At 72.7% G+C, this 17143-nt stretch carries 17 protein-coding genes; 10 read left to right on the top strand and 7 right to left on the bottom strand.

The window, feature by feature from the left end; all coding sequences use genetic code 11:
- Positions 1-139 precede the first annotated feature (139 nt).
- Both recO and ACZYRU_RS18825 read left to right on the top strand, forming a co-directional pair.
- Positions 140-892 (top strand): DNA repair protein RecO, encoded by a 753-nt coding sequence (gene recO / locus ACZYRU_RS18820; protein WP_488958618.1) that lies wholly within the window; start codon positions 140-142, stop codon positions 890-892.
- Positions 893-966: 74 nt separating this feature from the next.
- Positions 967-1803: an isoprenyl transferase gene (locus tag ACZYRU_RS18825; protein WP_488958619.1), complete on the top strand. Its 837-nt coding sequence runs from the start codon at positions 967-969 to the stop codon at positions 1801-1803.
- On the opposite strand, the gene ACZYRU_RS18830 is transcribed toward ACZYRU_RS18825, so the two are convergent.
- Genes ACZYRU_RS18830 through ACZYRU_RS18850 form a run of 5 tightly spaced genes read right to left on the bottom strand, consistent with a single transcriptional unit; the run spans position 1800 to position 7408 of the window.
- A complete protein-coding gene (locus ACZYRU_RS18830; RefSeq protein ID WP_488958620.1) occupies positions 1800-2807 on the bottom strand; it encodes a metal ABC transporter permease in 1008 nt (335 codons plus the stop codon). The two genes, ACZYRU_RS18825 and ACZYRU_RS18830, sit on opposite strands and share 4 nt — an antisense overlap.
- Complete coding sequence (locus ACZYRU_RS18835; RefSeq protein WP_488958621.1) at positions 2804-3607, bottom strand: metal ABC transporter ATP-binding protein; 804 nt, start codon at positions 3605-3607, stop codon at positions 2804-2806. The genes ACZYRU_RS18830 and ACZYRU_RS18835 overlap by 4 nt, the downstream gene beginning before the upstream one ends.
- A complete protein-coding gene (locus ACZYRU_RS18840; protein WP_488958622.1) occupies positions 3604-4557 on the bottom strand; it encodes a metal ABC transporter substrate-binding protein in 954 nt (317 codons plus the stop codon). The genes ACZYRU_RS18835 and ACZYRU_RS18840 overlap by 4 nt, the downstream gene beginning before the upstream one ends.
- A gap of 47 nt (positions 4558-4604) precedes the next feature.
- On the bottom strand, positions 4605-5168 hold the full coding sequence (locus tag ACZYRU_RS18845; RefSeq protein WP_488958623.1) for a TetR/AcrR family transcriptional regulator: 564 nt from the start codon (positions 5166-5168) through the stop codon (positions 4605-4607).
- Positions 5165-7408: a molybdopterin-dependent oxidoreductase gene (locus ACZYRU_RS18850; RefSeq protein WP_488958624.1), complete on the bottom strand. Its 2244-nt coding sequence runs from the start codon at positions 7406-7408 to the stop codon at positions 5165-5167. Before ACZYRU_RS18850 ends, ACZYRU_RS18845 begins: the two co-directional genes overlap by 4 nt.
- A 92-nt stretch (positions 7409-7500) precedes the next feature.
- Here ACZYRU_RS18850 and ACZYRU_RS18855 point away from each other — a divergent pair, with 92 nt between their 5' ends.
- The 5 genes from ACZYRU_RS18855 to ACZYRU_RS18875 all read left to right on the top strand — a co-directional run bounded on the left by ACZYRU_RS18855 (position 7501) and on the right by ACZYRU_RS18875 (position 12185).
- Positions 7501-7815 carry an antibiotic biosynthesis monooxygenase gene (locus ACZYRU_RS18855; protein WP_488958625.1) on the top strand — a complete coding sequence of 105 codons (315 nt, stop codon included), beginning with the start codon at positions 7501-7503 and terminating at the stop codon, positions 7813-7815.
- 84 nt (positions 7816-7899) lie between these two features.
- Complete coding sequence (locus ACZYRU_RS18860; RefSeq protein ID WP_488958626.1) at positions 7900-9297, top strand: glycine--tRNA ligase; 1398 nt, start codon at positions 7900-7902, stop codon at positions 9295-9297.
- A complete protein-coding gene (locus ACZYRU_RS18865; protein WP_488958627.1) occupies positions 9291-10046 on the top strand; it encodes a hypothetical protein in 756 nt (251 codons plus the stop codon). Before ACZYRU_RS18860 ends, ACZYRU_RS18865 begins: the two co-directional genes overlap by 7 nt.
- Positions 10043-11185, top strand: a complete 1143-nt coding sequence (gene dusB, locus ACZYRU_RS18870) for a tRNA dihydrouridine synthase DusB (RefSeq protein ID WP_488958628.1) — start codon at positions 10043-10045, stop codon at positions 11183-11185. Before ACZYRU_RS18865 ends, dusB begins: the two co-directional genes overlap by 4 nt.
- A gap of 142 nt (positions 11186-11327) precedes the next feature.
- The gene (locus ACZYRU_RS18875) at positions 11328-12185 is read left to right on the top strand and encodes a VldE C-terminal domain-containing protein (RefSeq protein ID WP_488958629.1); all 858 of its coding nucleotides are present in this window, start codon (positions 11328-11330) and stop codon (positions 12183-12185) included.
- Here ACZYRU_RS18875 and ACZYRU_RS18880 read toward each other — a convergent pair.
- Positions 12179-13060 (bottom strand): LysR family transcriptional regulator, encoded by an 882-nt coding sequence (locus ACZYRU_RS18880; RefSeq protein WP_488958630.1) that lies wholly within the window; start codon positions 13058-13060, stop codon positions 12179-12181. The two genes, ACZYRU_RS18875 and ACZYRU_RS18880, sit on opposite strands and share 7 nt — an antisense overlap.
- Positions 13061-13136: 76 nt before the next feature.
- Between ACZYRU_RS18880 and ACZYRU_RS18885 the strand changes: the two genes are divergently transcribed.
- Complete coding sequence (locus ACZYRU_RS18885; RefSeq protein ID WP_488958631.1) at positions 13137-14396, top strand: MFS transporter; 1260 nt, start codon at positions 13137-13139, stop codon at positions 14394-14396.
- On the opposite strand, the gene ACZYRU_RS18890 is transcribed toward ACZYRU_RS18885, so the two are convergent.
- Positions 14329-15276 carry a helix-turn-helix transcriptional regulator gene (locus ACZYRU_RS18890; protein ID WP_488958632.1) on the bottom strand — a complete coding sequence of 316 codons (948 nt, stop codon included), beginning with the start codon at positions 15274-15276 and terminating at the stop codon, positions 14329-14331. The two genes, ACZYRU_RS18885 and ACZYRU_RS18890, sit on opposite strands and share 68 nt — an antisense overlap.
- 88 nt (positions 15277-15364) lie before the next feature.
- Between ACZYRU_RS18890 and ACZYRU_RS18895 the strand changes: the two genes are divergently transcribed.
- Positions 15365-15883 carry a VOC family protein gene (locus ACZYRU_RS18895; RefSeq protein ID WP_488958633.1) on the top strand — a complete coding sequence of 173 codons (519 nt, stop codon included), beginning with the start codon at positions 15365-15367 and terminating at the stop codon, positions 15881-15883.
- A 19-nt stretch (positions 15884-15902) separates the two neighbouring features.
- A complete protein-coding gene (locus tag ACZYRU_RS18900; protein WP_488958634.1) occupies positions 15903-17126 on the top strand; it encodes a deoxyguanosinetriphosphate triphosphohydrolase in 1224 nt (407 codons plus the stop codon).
- Positions 17127-17143 lie beyond the last annotated feature (17 nt).

Genomic DNA, 17143 nt, shown 5'->3' on the forward strand with positions numbered 1-17143 from the left:
GTCCGGCACGGAACGCACCCGGCATTTCGGTCGCTGGAGTGACGGATCCGCGACCCAGATGCCGGGTACGACGCGACGACCGGGCCCGCGATCGGGGTGGCGCCGGGCTTCGTCACGCGTGAGGCCGCACAATGGAGGCGTGCCGCTCTACCGCGACGAGGCGATCGTCCTGCGCACCCGCAAGCTGGGTGAGGCGGACCGCATCGTCACGCTGCTGACCCGCGAGCACGGCGTGGTCCGTGCGGTCGCCAAGGGCGTGCGCCGTACGACGTCGCGGTGGGGCTCGCGCCTCGAGCCGTTCACCCACGTCGACCTGCAGCTCGCCGAGGGCCGCAACCTCGACACGATCACCCAGGCCGAGACCCGGGCCGCGTACGCCGCCCCGCTGGGTGCCGACTACGAGCGCTACACCGCCGGCACCGCGATGCTCGAGACCGCCGAGCGGCTGGTCGTCGAGGAACGGGAGCCCGCTCGCCAGCAGTTCACGCTGCTGCTCGGCGGGCTCAACGCGATGGCGGCGGGGACGCGCAACCAGTGCCACGTCCTCGACTCCTACCTGCTGCGCGCGCTCGCGATCGCCGGCTACGCCCCGGCCTTCGTCGACTGCGCCCACTGCGGCCGTCCGCCGGTCACCGCGACCGGCGAGCTCGGCCACCACCGCTGGTTCAACCCGTCGATGGGTGGCGTGCTCTGCTCGACCTGCCGGATCCCCGGCTCCGCCACGCCCGCCCCCGAGACCCTCACCCTGCTCGGCGGCCTGCTCTCCGGCGACTGGTCGGTCATCGAGGCCGCCGATCCGCGCCACGTCCGCGAGGCCAGCGGCCTGGTCGCCGCGTTCGTTCAGTGGCAGCTGGAGCGGGGCCTCCGGTCGTTGGCGTACGTCGAGCGCTGAGCGCATGAACTGCGTCTCCCAGGACACGCGTGGGACTGGTGTGACCACATCTCGCCGCCTGACAGACTGCTCCCGTGACCCGCTCCACCCGTCGTACCCGCGCCGCCGCGGCGGCTGCCGCCCTCCGCGGCCCGGTCCGCCCGCCCACGCCCCACCCGTCGGGCGCAACGCCGCCGGCGATCCCCGCGGAGCTGGTCCCGCACCACGTCGCGGTCGTGATGGACGGCAACGGCCGGTGGGCCAAGGAGCGCGGGCTGCCGCGCACGAAGGGCCACGAGGAGGGCGAGTCGAGCCTGTTCGACGTGGTCGAGGGCGCGATCGAGATCGGCGTGAAGGCGATCTCGGCGTACGCCTTCTCCACCGAGAACTGGTCGCGCAGCCCCGAGGAGGTCAAGTTCCTCATGGGCTTCAACCGCGACGTCATCCGCCGCCGCCGCGACGAGATGCACGAGCTCGGCGTCCGGGTCCGCTGGGCCGGTCGTGCGCCCCGGCTGTGGAAGTCGGTGATCACCGAGCTCCAGGTCGCCGAGGAGATGACGAAGCACAACGACGTCCTCACGCTCACCATGTGCGTCAACTACGGCGGCCGCTCCGAGCTCGGCGACGCGGCCAAGGCGCTGGCCCGCGACGTCGCCGCCGGCCGGGTCAACCCCGACAAGGTCGACGAGCGCACGCTGGGGCGCTACCTCTACGTCCCCGAGCTCCCCGACGCCGACCTGATCTGGCGTACGTCGGGCGAGCAGCGGCTCTCGAACTTCATGCTCTACCAGGCGGCGTACTCGGAGTTCGTCTTCTCCGACGTGCTCTGGCCCGACGTCGACCGCCGCCACCTGTGGGCCGCGATCGACGAGTACGCCCGTCGCGACCGACGGTACGGCGGCGCCGAGCCGAACCCCACCAGCCAGGGTTAGTGCTCGTCGTAGTGCGCGCCGTGGACCGCGTGGCGGTGCCCGTCGTGCACGTAGTCGACGTGGTCGTCGTGGGGGACGGCGAGGTGGCCGCACCCGGGGCCGTGCGCATGCGGGTGCGTACCGCAGGCATCGTGCGACGGGACCGCCTGGCCTGACGCGAAGGGCTCGCGCAGGCGGGCGCGGTGGCGCTGCCAGATGCCGATCGGCCACGCGACGGCGTAGCAGGCGAGGGCGAGCAGCACGATGGTCGGGCCGGGCGCCACGGTTGCCTTGTACGACGCGAAGGTGGCTGCCACCAGCCCGCCGACGGAGGCCAGGGTGCCGAGGACCATGGCGGCGCCGATGGTCGTGCGGAACGACCGGGTCAGCTGCTGGGCGGTGGCGACCGGGACGACCATCAGCGCGGAGACGAGCAGCAGGCCGACCGTGCGCATCGCGACCGTGACCGACACGGCGGCCAGCACGGCGACGAGCACGTTGTAGACGCGCACCCGCAGCCCGGCGACCCGGGCGAACTCCTGGTCCTGGGCGACCGCGAACAGCTGCGGCGCGAGTCCGACGCACAGCCCGACGACGGCGATGGCGAGCACCATCGTGATCAGCACGTCGCCCGGGGAGATGGTGGTCAGCGAGCCGAAGAGGTACCGGTTGAGGGCAGCGCCGCTCTGACCGGACAGCCCGCTGATGAAGATGCCGCCGGCCAGGCCGCCGTAGAACAGCAGCGCCAGGGCGACGTCGCCGTTGGTCTGGCCGCGCTCGCGGATCACCTCGATCAGCACCGCCCCGAGCACGGCGACCAGGACCGCCGTCCACAACGGGGAGGCGCCGGTGGCAAGGCCGAGCGCGACACCGGTGACGGCGACGTGCCCGATCCCGTCGCCCATGAGGGCGAGCCGGCGCTGGACGAGGAAGGTGCCGATCGCCGGCGCGGCGAGGCCGGTGAGCAGCGCGGCGATGAGCGCACGCTGCATGAACGGCTGGCTGAACAGCTCGATGGCGCTCACAGGAGGTCTCCCGGCAGCTGGTCGTCGGAGCTCAGCGGCGCCGTCGGGTGGGGGACGTGGTCGTGATGGTGATGGTGGGTGTGCGGCTCGGCGAACCAGGGCTGGTGCACCTCGTGGTCGCGCAGCGCGGCGCCGTCGTACGCCACCCGGCCGTCGCGGAGCACGACGGCCCGGTCGACGAGGGGTGCCAGCGGCCCGAGCTCGTGGGCGACGAGCACGATGGTCGCGCCGCGCTCCTTGAGCCGGCGCAGCGTGTCGGCGAGCACCTGCTGGTTGGGCAGGTCGACGCCGGCGGTCGGCTCGTCGAGGAAGAACAGCTCCGGCTCGCCGGCGAGCGCGCGGGCGATGAGCACCCGCTGCTGCTGGCCACCGGACAGGTTGGTGACGGCGTCGCGGCGGCGGTCGGCGAGCCCGACCACCTCGAGGGCGTCGTCGATGGCCGCGCGGTCCACCTTCGACAGCGGCCGCAGCAGCCGGCGCCGGGTCAGCCGGCCGGCCGCGACGACCTCCCACACGGAGGCCGGGATGCCCGAGCCGGCGGTGGCGCGCTGGGGGACGTAGCCGATCCGGCTCCAGGCGTCGTACTCGTCGAGCAGGGTGCCGAACAGCCGTACCTCGCCGCCGATCAGCGGCCGCAGGCCGACCATCGCCCGCACCAGCGTGGACTTGCCCGAGCCGTTGGCGCCCATCAGCGCCACGAAGTCACCGGGTACGACGGCCACGTCGATGCCGCGCAGCACCGGTCGTCCGCCCAGGGCGACGCTCACGTCGCGGACCTCGACCGCCGGGGTGGCGCTCATCGGCAGCCGTTCGCGGTGCGCAGGGTCGCGAGGTTGGTCTTCATCAGCGACAGGTAGTCCTCGTCGGCAGTCGCGTCGGTGAGCCCCTCGACCGGGTCGAGGACCCCGTTGGTCAGGCCGAGGTCCGCGGCGAAGCTCTCGCCGAGCGCCGGCTTGAGCGGCTCGCTGAACACCGTGGTGATGCCTTCCGTCTTGATGAGCTCCTGCAGCTCCCCGAGGACCGCGCCGGTCGGCTCGGCGTCGGGGGAGAGGCCCACGATCGAGGCGACGTGCAGGCCGTACTTCTCCAGGTAGCCGAACGCGTCGTGGGACACCACGATGGTGTCACGCTCGCAGTCGGCCAGACCAGCGGTGTAGGCCTCGTCCAGGGCGGTCAGGTCGGCGCGCAGCTCCTTCGCGTTGGCGCGGTAACGGTCGGCGTGGGCGGCGTCGACGTCGGCCAGCTTCCCGGCGACGGCGTCGGCCAGGTCGGCGACGCGGACCGGGTCCTGCCAGAAGTGCGGGTCGAGGTTGCCGTGGTCGTGGTGCTCGCCCTGCCCCGAGCCCTCCTCGGCGTGCTCCGCGTGCTCGTCGGCGTGCTCCTCGAACGGGACCGGGTCGACGACCTTCGTGGCGTCCAGCGTCGCACCGGTCGCGTTCTGCTCGACGGCGTCGTCGACGGCCGGCTGGAAGCCCGACTCGTACACGACCAGGTCGGCGTCCGCCAGGTCCGCGGTCTCCTTGATGGTGAGCTCGAGGTCGTGCGGCTCGGTCCCCGGCTGGGTCAGCAGGTCCACCCGTGCGCCGGTGCCCTCGGTGACCCGCTCGGCGACGTACGCCAGCGGGTAGAAGGCCGCCGCCACCGTCACCTTGCCGTCGTCGGCCGGGTCGCTGAACGCCGAGCAGCCCGCGAGGAGCGGGCCGGCGAGGGCGACGGCGGACAACGTGGCGAGACCGGAAGACAAGCGCATGAGAATCATTCTCAACAACGCGCGTCCTCCGGTCAAGTCCACGTGCCTCAGCCCAGGTGGCGCACCAGCTCCCGCCCCACGGCCCGCAACGGCGCATCGGTACGACGAGCGCGACTCACCAGCAGTGCCCCCTCGATCGCGGCGACCACCAGTGCGGCCCGGTCGGCGGCCTCGGCGGGGGAGACGCCGCGCTCGCGCAGGGCTCCCGCGAGCAGCTCCTCCCACTGCCCGAACGCCACCCCGGCCGCGTCCCGCGCGCTCGCCGTGTCGTCGGGCGCCAGGGCTGCGGCAGCGATCGGGCAGGTCGCGGCGAAGTCGCTGCCGAGCAGCACGCCGGACCAGTGGTCGACGAGCAGGTCGACCAGTGCGCCGGTGTCGTCCGCCTCGACGAGCCGGGCGATCAGGCCGGCGATGTAGTCGCCCGCCCGCTGCGTCGCCTCGCGCGCCAGCTCCTCCTTGCCGCCCGGGAAGTGGTGGTAGATCGACCCGCGCGGCGCGCCGCTGTGGGCGACCACGTCGCGCAGCGAGGTCGCCGCCACCCCGCGCTCGCGGAAGAGCGCGATCGCGCTGTCGAGCATCGCGTCGCGCGGAGAGCGGGCCCGGGTGGTCACACCCGCTCCAGCCGGGCCGGGACGTACTTGTGCCACGGCGTGCCCGCCAGCCAGTCGCGGTGGTGCAGCGACGTCAGCTCGTTGGGGGCGACGCCGGGTGTGCCGTCCGGGTGCGTGACGCCGAGCCCGTTGGGCAGCGACACGTGCCCAGGCTGCAGGGTGTCGGTCACCTCGACCGTCGCCAGCGCGGACCCGGCCTCGGTCACGACCCGCAACGAGTCGCCGGTCCGCACGCTCAGCGCCCACGCGTCGTCCGGGCTGATCCGCAGTGCGCCCGCCGCGTCGCGCCGGCGCCACGACGGGTCGCGGATGATCGTGTTGGCCGTGAACGCGCGCCGCTCGCCGGCGGACAGCACGAACGGGAACTCCTCGCTCGTCCACGAGCTCGGCTCGTCGGCCAGGGCCCGCAGCCGCTCGAGCAGCTCGGGGATCTCCAGGGTGAAGCGGCGCTCGGGGCGTCGTACGTAGTCCCAGGCGTTCTCGTGGTCGTCGCGCGTGAACACCACGGCCTCGCCGGTGAGGATCCGCTCGAACAGCCGGTTGCCCGGCTCGAAGCCGGTGCCGGTGAAGCCCGCACGGGCGACCGCGTCGGGCTGGTTCATCGCGCACAGCTGCGCGACGCCCCACAGGGCGGCGGTCCCGCGCGCGCTGCCGAGCGATGGCCCGAGCGTCTCGTGCAGCACGAACCCGGCGAGCCCCATCAGCCGCGGGTCCGCGGAGACGGCGGCGAAGAAGGCGTCGGCGTACGCCGGCAGGCCCGCCTCGGCCGCGGCCCGCAACGGCTCCAGCGCCGTGTCGTCGACCACGCCGAGCGCCCGGACCACCCGCGCGTAGACCTCCGGCTCCGGCAGCGTCCCGGCCAACGGCTCCATCAGCGGCGCGCGCAGGTGGAAGACGTTCTCCGGGAAGTCGACGTTGAAGAACGTGCACTCCCACTTCTCGAACTGGCTCGCCGCCGGCAGCACGTAGTCGGCCTCGCGCGCGGTCTCGGTCATCGCGATGTCGACCACGACGCTCAGCTCGAGCTTGCGCATCGCTCGCCGGAAGGCGGCGGAGTCGGCCAGCGAGTGCGCCGGGTTGACGCTGTCGATCCATATCGCCCGGAACCGGTCGGGGTGGTGGGTGTCGATCTCCTCGGCGATCGAGTTGCACGGCACCAGCCCCGAGATGATCCGTGCCCCCGTGACCGGCGTGGCCTTCGATCCGCCGCCACCCGGGCCGCCGGCGAGCGCCGCGAAGGTGGAGTGCAGGAACATCCCGCCCTTCTGCGCGAAGCTGCCGTTGAGGATCCACAGCATCTTGTTGAGGTACGACGACAGCGTGCTGTGCGGCGCCTGCTGGATGCCGAGGTCCTCGTAGGTGCACACGCTGGCGGCCGCGGCCATCCGCCGGGCGGTCGAGCGGATCAGCTCCTCGTCGACCCCGCAGCGGGCGGCGAAGTCGGCGACGTCGACCTCGGCGTACGCCGCCAGCACCGGCTCGGCGCCGGTGGTGTGCTCGCGCAGGAAGGCGTGGTCGACCAGGTCCTCCTGCACGAGGACCGCACCGAGCGCGGCCAGGCACCACGCGTCGGTCCCGGGACGTACCTGCAGGTGGACGTCGGCCATCGCCGCGGTCTCGCTGCGCCGCGGGTCGATGACCACCATCGTGCGCGCCGGGTCGGCCGCCATCTCCTTGAGCACCGGCCGGGCACGGGGGAAGGAGTGCGACTGCCAGGGGTTCTTGCCGACGAACACCACGACCTCGGCGTGCTCGAAGTCGCCCTTCGTGTGGCCGCCGTAGAGCCGGCCGTCGACGTACATCTCACCGGTCTTCTCCTGCGCCAGCGCATTGGAGCGGTAGCGCACGCCGAGCGCGGCCTGCAGTGCCTGGCCGTAGCCGGCGCCGAGGTGGTTGCCCTGGCCCCCGCCGCCGTAGAAGAAGATCTTGTCGCCGCCGTGCTCGTCGCGGATCGCCACCAGCCGCTGCGCGATCTCGGAGACCGCGGTGTCCCAGTCGATCTCGTCGTACCCGCCGTCCGCGCGCCGCCGCAGCGGGCTCGTCAGTCGCGGCGTGCCGTTCTGGTAGCGGTCCAGCCGCAGCGGCTTCTCGCACGTGTATCCCGCGGACGACGGGTGTGACTTGTCGCCGCGGATCCTCAGCAGCCGGCGGTCCTCGACCTGCACCTCGATCCCGCAGTTGCACTCGCAGAGGATGCACGCGGTCTTCTGCCAGGTCGCGTCGGTCGTCTCGGTCGTCATCGGGAGCTCCTGTCGGCCGGGTTATGACGTCTGTCATAGTCGGCGTCGCCGCCCGGCCGCGTCAAGGGGCGCGGCCTGCGTAGAGTGCGGCCGTGCTCGTCGTGAACCGCTTCCGCGCAGGGGAGGACCCGGCCCGTCTCCGGGCCGAGCTCGAGCTCGTCCACGGACTCCTCGCCGCCCAGACCGGGTACGTCGACGGCTGGGTCGGCCGCAACCTGGACGACCCGGACCTGTGGACGCTCACCACCCGCTGGGCCAACGTCGGCGCCTACCGGCGCGCCCTGTCGACGTACGACCTCAAGCTGCACGGCGTCCCCGTGCTCAGCCGGGCCGTCGACGAGCCCGGCGCCTACGAGGTCGTCGAGCCCGGCGGAGTGCTGAACGTGGTGGAGCCTCGCGTAACCTAGGGCCTTCGCCGACGGCTCGCTCCGCGAGCAGTCCACACACCCGCCCGACAGCCAGCCGGGCTCGTCCCCCACAAGGAAATCACCGTGGCCAAGCCGCCCCCGTCCACCGTCGACCAGGTCGTCTCCCTCGCGAAGCGTCGAGGCTTCGTCTACCCCTGCGGCGAGATCTACGGAGGCACCCGCTCGGCCTGGGACTACGGCCCGCTGGGCGTGGAGCTCAAGGAGAACATCAAGCGCCAGTGGTGGCGCTCGATGGTGCAGAGCCGTGACGACGTCGTCGGCCTCGACTCCAGCGTGATCCTGCCGCGGCAGACCTGGGAGGCCTCGGGCCACGTCGCGACGTTCAACGACCCGCTGACCGAGTGCCTCTCCTGCCACAAGCGCTACCGCTACGACCACCTCCAGGAGCAGTACGCCGAGAAGAAGGGCATCGCGAACCCCGACGACGTCGACCTCAAGGACGTCGTCTGCGCCAACTGCGGCACCCGCGGCGCCTGGACCGAGCCCCGCGAGTTCTCCGGCATGCTCAAGACCCACCTCGGTGTCGTCGAGGACGAGTCGGGCCTGCACTACCTGCGCCCCGAGACCGCGCAGGGCATCTTCCTCAACTTCGCCAACGTGGTCACCTCGCAGCGGATGAAGCCCCCGTTCGGCATCGCGCAGATCGGCAAGAGCTTCCGCAACGAGATCACGCCCGGCAACTTCATCTTCCGCACCCGCGAGTTCGAGCAGATGGAGATGGAGTTCTTCGTCAAGCCGGGCGAGGACGAGGAGTGGTACCGCTACTGGATCGAGGAACGCACCCGCTGGTACGTCGACCTCGGCATCAACCCCGACAACCTGCGCCACTACGTGCACGCCGAGGAGAAGCTGAGCCACTACTCGAAGGGCACCACCGACATCGAGTACCGCTTCAACTTCGCCGGCTCCGAGTGGGGTGAGCTCGAGGGCATCGCCAACCGCACCGACTTCGACCTGTCGACTCATGCGTTGCACTCGGGCAAGGACCTGTCGTACTTCGACCAGGCCTCCAACACCCGCTACGTCCCCTACGTCATCGAGCCGGCAGCCGGTCTCTCGCGCAGCCTGATGACCTTCCTCGTCGACGCGTACGCCGAGGACGAGGCGCCCAACACCAAGGGCGGCGTCGACAAGCGGACCGTGCTGCGCCTCGACCCGCGCCTGGCCCCGGTCAAGGCCGCGGTGCTGCCGCTGAGCCGCAACGAGGACCTCACCCCGAAGGCGAAGGCCGTCTCCACCGAGCTGCGCACCCTGTGGAACGTCGACTTCGACGACGCCGGCGCGATCGGCAAGCGCTACCGCCGCCAGGACGAGATCGGTACGCCGTACTGCGTCACGGTCGACTTCGACACCCTCGAGGACCAGGCCGTCACCGTCCGCGACCGGGACACCATGTCCCAGGAGCGGGTCTCGCTGTCCAAGCTGACGTCCTACTTCGCCGAGCGGCTCGTCGGGTGCTGACCCTCCGGTCCGTCGCCGTGCCGGTGGCCGCCCTCGTGGTGGCCGCCGGCCTCTCGGGCTGCGGATCGGACGACACCAAGGACGCGAAGAAGGCGAAGCCGACCGAGGCGACCTCGAGCGCCGCGGCCGACTACCTCCCGGTGCCGAGCGACGTCACCCTCACCGAGCCGGGCACGCGGCTCGGCCTCGGCCAGGAGGGCGTCGTGGCCTTCCAGCGTCGCCAGGACGAGGTCGGGGTGCTCGCGGTGAGCGTCGAGCGGATCGAGCGCACCTCCTTCCAGGAGTCCTTCCCGGGGTGGAACGTCGACGCGGCCACGGCCGCACGCACGCCGTACTTCGTTCGGGTGAAGGTCACCAACGTCGGTGACACCGACCTCGGCGGGCTGCGGCTCGACAACGTCCTGTGGGGCGACGACGGCACCACGCTCGAGGCGCCCAACTACTACAAGGCCGACCAGCTGCCGGTCTGCTCCGGCGACCCGCTGCCGACGCCGTTCGCGGCCGATGCCACCGCCGAGCTGTGCCAGGTCTACTTCATCGCCCCGACCCACGCGCTGGAGAAGGTCTCGTTCCCGCCGTTCGGAGGCCTCGACCCGATCACGTGGAGCGGGGAGCTGAGCCCGGTCCAGAAGCCGGGGAAGAAGGGCAAGAAGCACAAGGCCGGCGAGCAGGCGTCGGAGTCGCCCTCGGGGTCGGCCTCGGCCACCCCCTCCGCCACGCCCTCCGACGCTGCCACCGGGGCGTCGTGACCGGCCTGCGCCTGGGCACCCTCGACGTGCCCACCCCGGTGGTGCTCGCCCCGATGGCGGGCATCACCAACGCGGCCTACCGTCGGCTGTGCGCCGAGCACGGCGCGGGGCTCTACGTCTGCGAGATGATCACCAGCCGCGGGCTGGTCGAGGGCGACGAGACGACCAAGCGGATGCTGGTCTTCGACGAGCTCGAGACGGTCCGCTCGGTCCAGCTCTACGGCACGGACCCGACGTACGTCGGCCAGGCGACGAAGATCCTGTGCGAGGAGTACGGCGTCGCGCACGTCGACCTCAACTTCGGCTGCCCGGTCCCCAAGGTCACCCGCAAGGGCGGCGGCGGCGCGCTGCCGTGGAAGCGGAACCTGCTGGGGGCGATCCTCGAGGAGGCGGTCGCCGCCGCGGCGCCGTACGACGTACCGGTGACGATGAAGACCCGCAAGGGCCTCGACGACGACCACCTCACCTTCCTCGACGCCGGCCGGATCGCCCAGGAGACCGGCGTCGCCGCGATCGCGCTGCACGGCCGCACCGTCGCGCAGGCCTACTCCGGTCAGGCCGACTGGGACGCGATCGCCGAGCTGGTCGCCGCCGTCGACATCCCGGTGCTCGGCAACGGCGACATCTGGGAGGCCGCCGACGCGCTGCGGATGATCGAGGAGACCGGTGCTGCCGGTGTCGTCGTCGGTCGCGGCTGCCTGGGCCGGCCCTGGCTGTTCCGCGACCTCGCCGCGGCCTTCTCCGACGACGGTCCGGGCGAGACGACGCTGCCGACCCTCGGCGAGGTGGCCACGATGATGCGCCGGCACGCCGAGCTGCTGTGCGAGCACATGGGGGAGGAGCGGGGCTGCAAGGAGTTCCGCAAGCACGTCACCTGGTACCTCAAGGGCTTCCGCGCCGGTGGCGAGCTGCGCCGCTCGCTGGGCCTGGTCGACTCGCTGGCCGCGCTCGACCGGCTGCTCGCCGAGCTCGACCCGGCCGAGCCGTTCCCGGCCTCCGAGCTGGGTGCGCCGCGCGGCCGGCAGGGCGCGCCGCGCTCGCGGATCGTGCTCCCGGAGGGCTGGCTCGACGACACCGACGGCCTCTCCGGCGGGGGTGTCGGCGTGCTCGAGGACGTCAACGAGACCACCGGCGGGTGACCCGTGGGGTGAGCCGGCTCACCTTGATGAGCGGTCTCACCAATTGGTTGAAGGCTTGATCGTTGTGCTCTAGTAGCACGATGCTCTGGCGCAGGTCAGGGTTCTCGGGATGCATCTGTAAGCGACAGCAAAGGATCAGCGCGTGGCCACCAGCCACAAGCGGGAAACCGCGCGACGTACGCCCCGAGCCGCCGTACTGGCCGGCTCCCTCGCCGCCCTCGCGACCACTGCGGTCGTCACGGGAGGCGTCCTCAACTCCGCAGGCCCCAGCGCCGACCTCGTGGCGGTCGACCGCTCGAAGGCCGCCGCGGGCTCCGTCGGCGACACCGGCAACCGGCTCCCGCTGATCTCCCGCAGCACGGACCGCTCCGCCGACGCGATCGGCACCAGGCTCGACGCCCTGCTCTCCGACTCGGCGACCGCCCTCGCGGTCGCCGACGCGAAGAAGCAGTGGGCCTCGACGTCCCTCAACCTGTGGTCGCGCCCCGACAAGCGCGGCAAGGAGGTCGGCGAGGTCGAGGAGGGCGACAAGGTCCTCGTCACTGGCCGCAAGTACGCCGACCGCGCCGAGATCGTCGTCGACGGGAAGTCCCGCTGGGTCACCGCCGGCTACTTCACCGACGAGAAGCCCCCGACGCTCGGTGGCGCCTGCACCAACGGCACCACGGTGCCCGACGCGGTCAGCGCGAGCATCAAGAAGATCCACGACGCGGTCTGCGCCAACTTCCCCGACATCAGCGTCTACGGCACCTTCCGCGGCGCCTCGATCTCGGGCGATCACGAGACCGGTCGTGCGGTCGACATCATGATCTCGGGCCCCGAGGGATGGAAGGTCGCCGAGTTCGTCCGGGCCAACTACGCCGCCCTCGGCGTCTCCTACATCATCTTCTCCCAGAAGATCTGGTCGGTCGAGCGCTCCGGCGAGGGCTGGCGGGGCATGCCGAACCGGGGTTCGGCCACCGCCAACCACTACGACCACGTGCACGTCTCGGTCTACTGAGACTGCTCCAGGTGCGCGCGTAGCGCCGCCAGGGTCGCCCGGGCGGCGGCCGACGGCGTCGGGTCGGCGCGCCAGACCAGACCGAGCCGCGAGGTGGCGTTCGCCGAGGTGACCGCGACGTGGCGCAGGTCGCTGGGGGCGTCCGCCGACGAGCTGGTCACGACGGCGACGCCGAGACCCCGTGCGGCCAGGGCGCGTGCCGTGGTCGGCAGGGTGACGTCCCAGGTCACGGGTGCGGGCAGGCCCTCGGCCCGCATCAGGGTCGTGTAGGCCAGCCGCATGCCGGTGCCCTCCGAGGTGCAGATCACCGGCTCGTCGAGGAGCTCGGCGGGCGAGACCTGCGTGCGCCGGGCCCAGGGGTGCCGGGGCCCGACGACGGCCACCACGCGCTCGTCGAGGGCGACCCAGGAGGCGAGCCCGGCCAGCGGCCGGTCCGGCCAGGAGACCAGGGCCAGGTCGAGGTGGCCGGCCGCGACGTCGGCCTGCAGCTCGAAGGAGCGTCCTTCGCGCAGCGAGAGCTCCAGGCCGGGGTGGTCGTCGTGGACCGACTGGATCCCGTCGAGGAACGCCGGCCAGGTCAGGCCGGCGACTGCGCCCACCGCGACCGCCCCGCTGACCAGACCGTTGATCTCGTCGGCCGTCGTTCGTACGCGGTCGAGCTCCGCGACGGTGCGACGGATCTGGTCGAGGACCGGGGCTGCCGAGGCGGCCACCCGGGTGCCCTTCGGCGTCCGGTCGAAGAGCCGGGTGTCGAGCTCGCGCTCGAGCAGCGCGACCTGGGCGCTGACGCCGGACTGGGTGACGTGCAGGGCCTGCGCGGCTGCCGTGAACGAGCCCTCGTCCGCGACCGCGAGCGCGTACCGGAGCTGATGCACCTCCATAAGTGTTGATACTAGCGAGCAGTAGCAACATCTGTTGGACTACTGAGCCACGGCGGCGCACGCTGAACTCATGGACACCACCACTCGGCAGCGACTGATCCGCACCGTCCAGCTCGGCACCGCGACGGTCGAGGGCATCGTGCTCTCCACGATCGTCCTGCACGCCACCGTCGCCCTCGACCTGCCGCCCGCGTCCGTGGGCGTCATCCTGGCGTTGGGCGCCGGCACCGCGATCGCCCTGGCGGTGCCGCTGGGCCTGCTCACCGACCGGCTCGGGCTGGGCCGTGCGGCGGCCGCGTTCTCCGCGCTGGCGGCGATCGCCCTGGCCGGGTACGCGCTCGCCGACACCGGCGCCGGGTTCACCGCGGCCGCGATCGCCTTCGCGGTCGCGCAGTCCGCCTCGGGGGCCGCCCGCCAGGCCCTCGCCGTCGAGGGCGCCGATCCCGCCGACCGGCTGGCCATCCGGGCCACGATGCACATGCTGCTGAACGCCGGCATCGGAGCCGGTACGACGATCGGCGCCCTCCTGGCCGCCGTCGACCTCGGACCCACCACCGCGACGGCGTACGGCGTCGGTGCGGTCGCCATGACGATCGCTGCCCTTCTCCTGGTCGCGCTGACCGGCCGCCGGCGTCCCGGTGCGGCCGCCACGAGCCCGGCGCGGGGCGGGATGCTGCTCGCCCTGCGCGATCGCCGGTTCGCGACGGCCCTCGGGCTCGCCGCGGCCATCCAGCTGACGATGCCGGTGCTCTCGGTCATCCTCCCCGTCTGGGTGGTGCTCCGGGCCGGCGGTCCGCCCTGGCTGTCCGCAGTCGCGCTGGCGCTCAACACCGTCGCGGTGATCGTGGGGCAGCGACCGTGGGCGGCGCGGGTCACGTCGACGCGGACCACCGTCCGGACTGCCGTCGTCGCCGCGCTCGCCCTGGGTGTCGCCAGCGCACTGCTGGCGATCTCCGCCCGGGCCGACTCGCCGCTCGCCTTCAGCGTCGTGGTGATCCTCGGCGTCCTCGCGCTGACCGTCGGCGAGGTCGGCGGCGGACTGGCCACCTGGCGGGTCGCGCTCAGCGACGTCCCGGCCGCCGCTGAGGGTCGCTACCAGGCGGCGTACTCCATGTCGACCAGTGCGGCCCGGATCGTCGGTCCCAGCATCGCCCTGCCGCTCGTGCTCGCCCTCGGTCCGGTCGGCTGGCTGGTCCTCGGCGCCACGATGGTGGCCGGCTGCCTCGGCATCGCCGTGCTGGCGGCGGCCGACGGATCCTCGTTCAGCTCCGGGTCCGCTCATGGATCGCGTCGAGACGCTCTCGCAGCGCCGGCGGTCCGTGGACGGTGAACGCGCAGTCCAGCAGGAGCAGCCGCATCGCCAACCACTCCGGGGTGTCCTCGGCGCTGCGCCACCGGGTGTGCTCGCCCTCCGGGGCGAGCGCGCCGTCGCCGAGGTGGTCCCGGAGCCGTTCCCGGGCCGTGGCGAGGGGCAGGTGCAGTGTCACGTCGGCGCGGTACGTCGTACCGAGGGCCTGCTCGCTCTGCTCGAGGTAGGCCGAGACGTCGGGCGCGGGCAGGTCGTGGCGGGCCCGCGCCCCTGTGGCACGGGGGTCCTGGATCCGGTCGACCCGGAAGGTGCGCCAGTCGTCGCGGTCGAGGTCGAAGGCGACGAGGTACCAGCGCCGGTGGGCGCTGACCAGGTGGCGGGGCTCGACGTGGCGGGGACCGTGGGAGCCGTCGCGGGTCTCGTAGGACATCCGGACCCGTTCCCGGTTGGCGGCCGCGGCGGCCAGGGTCGTCAGCACGTCGGGATCGGCGGCCGCGCCGGTGGGGGAGCGCCAGGTGGTGGTGCTCGCGGCGAGGGTGCGGACCCGGTGCCGCAGGCGTGAGGGCAGGGACTGGCCGAGCTTGGTGAGCGCCCGGACGCCGGCGTCCTCGAGCTCCGGGAGGCCGAGCACGGCGATCGCGCGCAGGCCGAGCGCGACCGCGACCGCCTCGTCGTCCTCGAGGAGCAGCGGCGGCATCGACGTACCGGCCACCAGGCGGTAGCCGCCGTGGACGCCCAGCTCGGCCTCGATCGGGTAGCCCAGCTCGCGCAGCCGGTCGATGTCGCGCCGCACCGTGCGGTGGGTGACCTCGAGCCGCTCTGAGAGCTCGCTCCCGGACCAGGTCCGCGCGGTCTGCAGCAGCGACAGCAGGGAGAGGAGGCGCGAGGTCGGTCCGGACATGTCGTCATCCTCTCCCGAAAGCAGGACAGGAACGGTCCTATCTCGGTCCTAGCGTGGCGCCCGACACCCCCACCGAGAGGAATCCACCATGATCGAGACCCACGTCCCCGCCGGCTACACCACCGTCGCTCCCTGGGTGGTCACCGACGACACCGGCGCCTTCCTCGACTTCGTCACCGACGTCCTCGACGGCGAGGAGCTGGCCCGGGTGGCGACCGCGGACGGCACCGTCGGCCACGGCGAGATCCGGGTCGGCGACACCGTCGTCCTCGCCTTCGACCGCCGGCCCGAGTGGCCCGCGATGCCCAGCCTGCTGCGGGTCTGGGTCGCCGATGCCGACGCCGCCTTCGCCCGGGCCGCCGCCGCGGGCGCCACGGTTGTTACCGAGCTGGGCGACAGCGCCTTCGGGCAGCGCGACGGCCGGATCAAGGACCCGTTCGGCAACATCTGGTGGGTCGTCAGCCAGGTCGAGGACGTCCCCGAGGACGTCATGTGGCAGCGCCTGCAGGAGCCCCGGTACGCCGACCTGATGCGCGTCGCGCAGGAGACGCTCGACGCCGAGCTCAGCGGACGCGCCGAGGGTCGAAGCAGCGCGCCGGTGCGCTGAGGACCACTAGGGTCGCTGCGTGGACCCGGTCGAGCAGCGGTACGACGCGCACGCGCGCGAGCGGATCGTGCCCGAGCCGCCGAAGCGCGTGGAGGCGCCCGAACGGCTGCCCTTCGAGCGCGACCGGGCGCGGGTGGTGCACGCGGCGTCCTTCCGACGTCTCGCCGCCAAGACCCAGGTGGTCGGCCCGCAGAGCGACGACTTCGTCCGCAACCGGCTGACCCACAGCCTGGAGGTCGCCCAGATCGCGCGGGACCTCTCCCGCGCGATGGGCATCCACCCCGACATCACCGAGACGGCGGCCCTCGCCCACGACCTCGGCCACCCGCCGTTCGGCCACAACGGCGAGCGTGCGCTGGCCGAGCTGGCGTCCACCTGCGGCGGCTTCGAGGGCAACGCCCAGACCCTGCGCCTGCTGACCCGGCTCGAGGCCAAGACGCCCGGCGCCGGGCTCAACCTGACCCGGGCCACGCTCGACGCCTGCACCAAGTACCCCTGGGGGCCCACGGAGGCGGCCGGGCACGCCGGCAAGTTCGGGGTGTACGACGACGACCTGCCCGCCTTCGAGTGGCTCCGGGCCGGCGCGCCCGACGGTGGTCGCTGCCTCGAGGCACAGGTGATGGACCTCGCCGACGACGTCGCCTACTCCGTCCACGACGTCGAGGACGGCACCGTGGCCGGCAAGGTCGACCTGACCCGCCTCGACACCGCGGCGCTGTGGGACACGGTCCGGGTCTGGTACCGCCCCGACGCGACCGACGCCGAGCTCGACGCCGTCCTCGACCGGTTGCGTGCCGTCGGGAGCTGGCCGCGGACGCCGTACGACGGCGGGCGCGCGGGCCTCGCCGCGCTCAAGAACCTCACCAGCGACGTGATCGGGAGGTTCTGCGGCGCTGTCCAGCAGGCCACCTTCGCCGCCACCGAGGGCCCGTTCGTGCGCTACGCCGGCGACCTCGTGATCCCCGCCGAGACCTGGGCCGAGATCACCGTGCTCAAGGGGATCGCGGCGCACTACGTGATGGAGGCGGCCGACCGGGTCGCGCTCCAGGTCCGCCAGCGCGAGCTGCTCGCGGCCCTGGTCGAGGTGCTCCTCGACCGCGGCCCGGACGCCCTCGACGAGATGTACGCCGCCGACTGGCACGCCGCGCGCGACGACGCGGCCCGGACCCGCGTCGTCATCGACCAGGTCGCCTCGCTGACCGATGCCAGCGCCGTCGCCTGGCACGACCGACTACTGGGCTGATCAGGTACGACGAGACA

The sequence above is a fragment of the Nocardioides sp. F233 genome, from assembly GCF_057813895.1.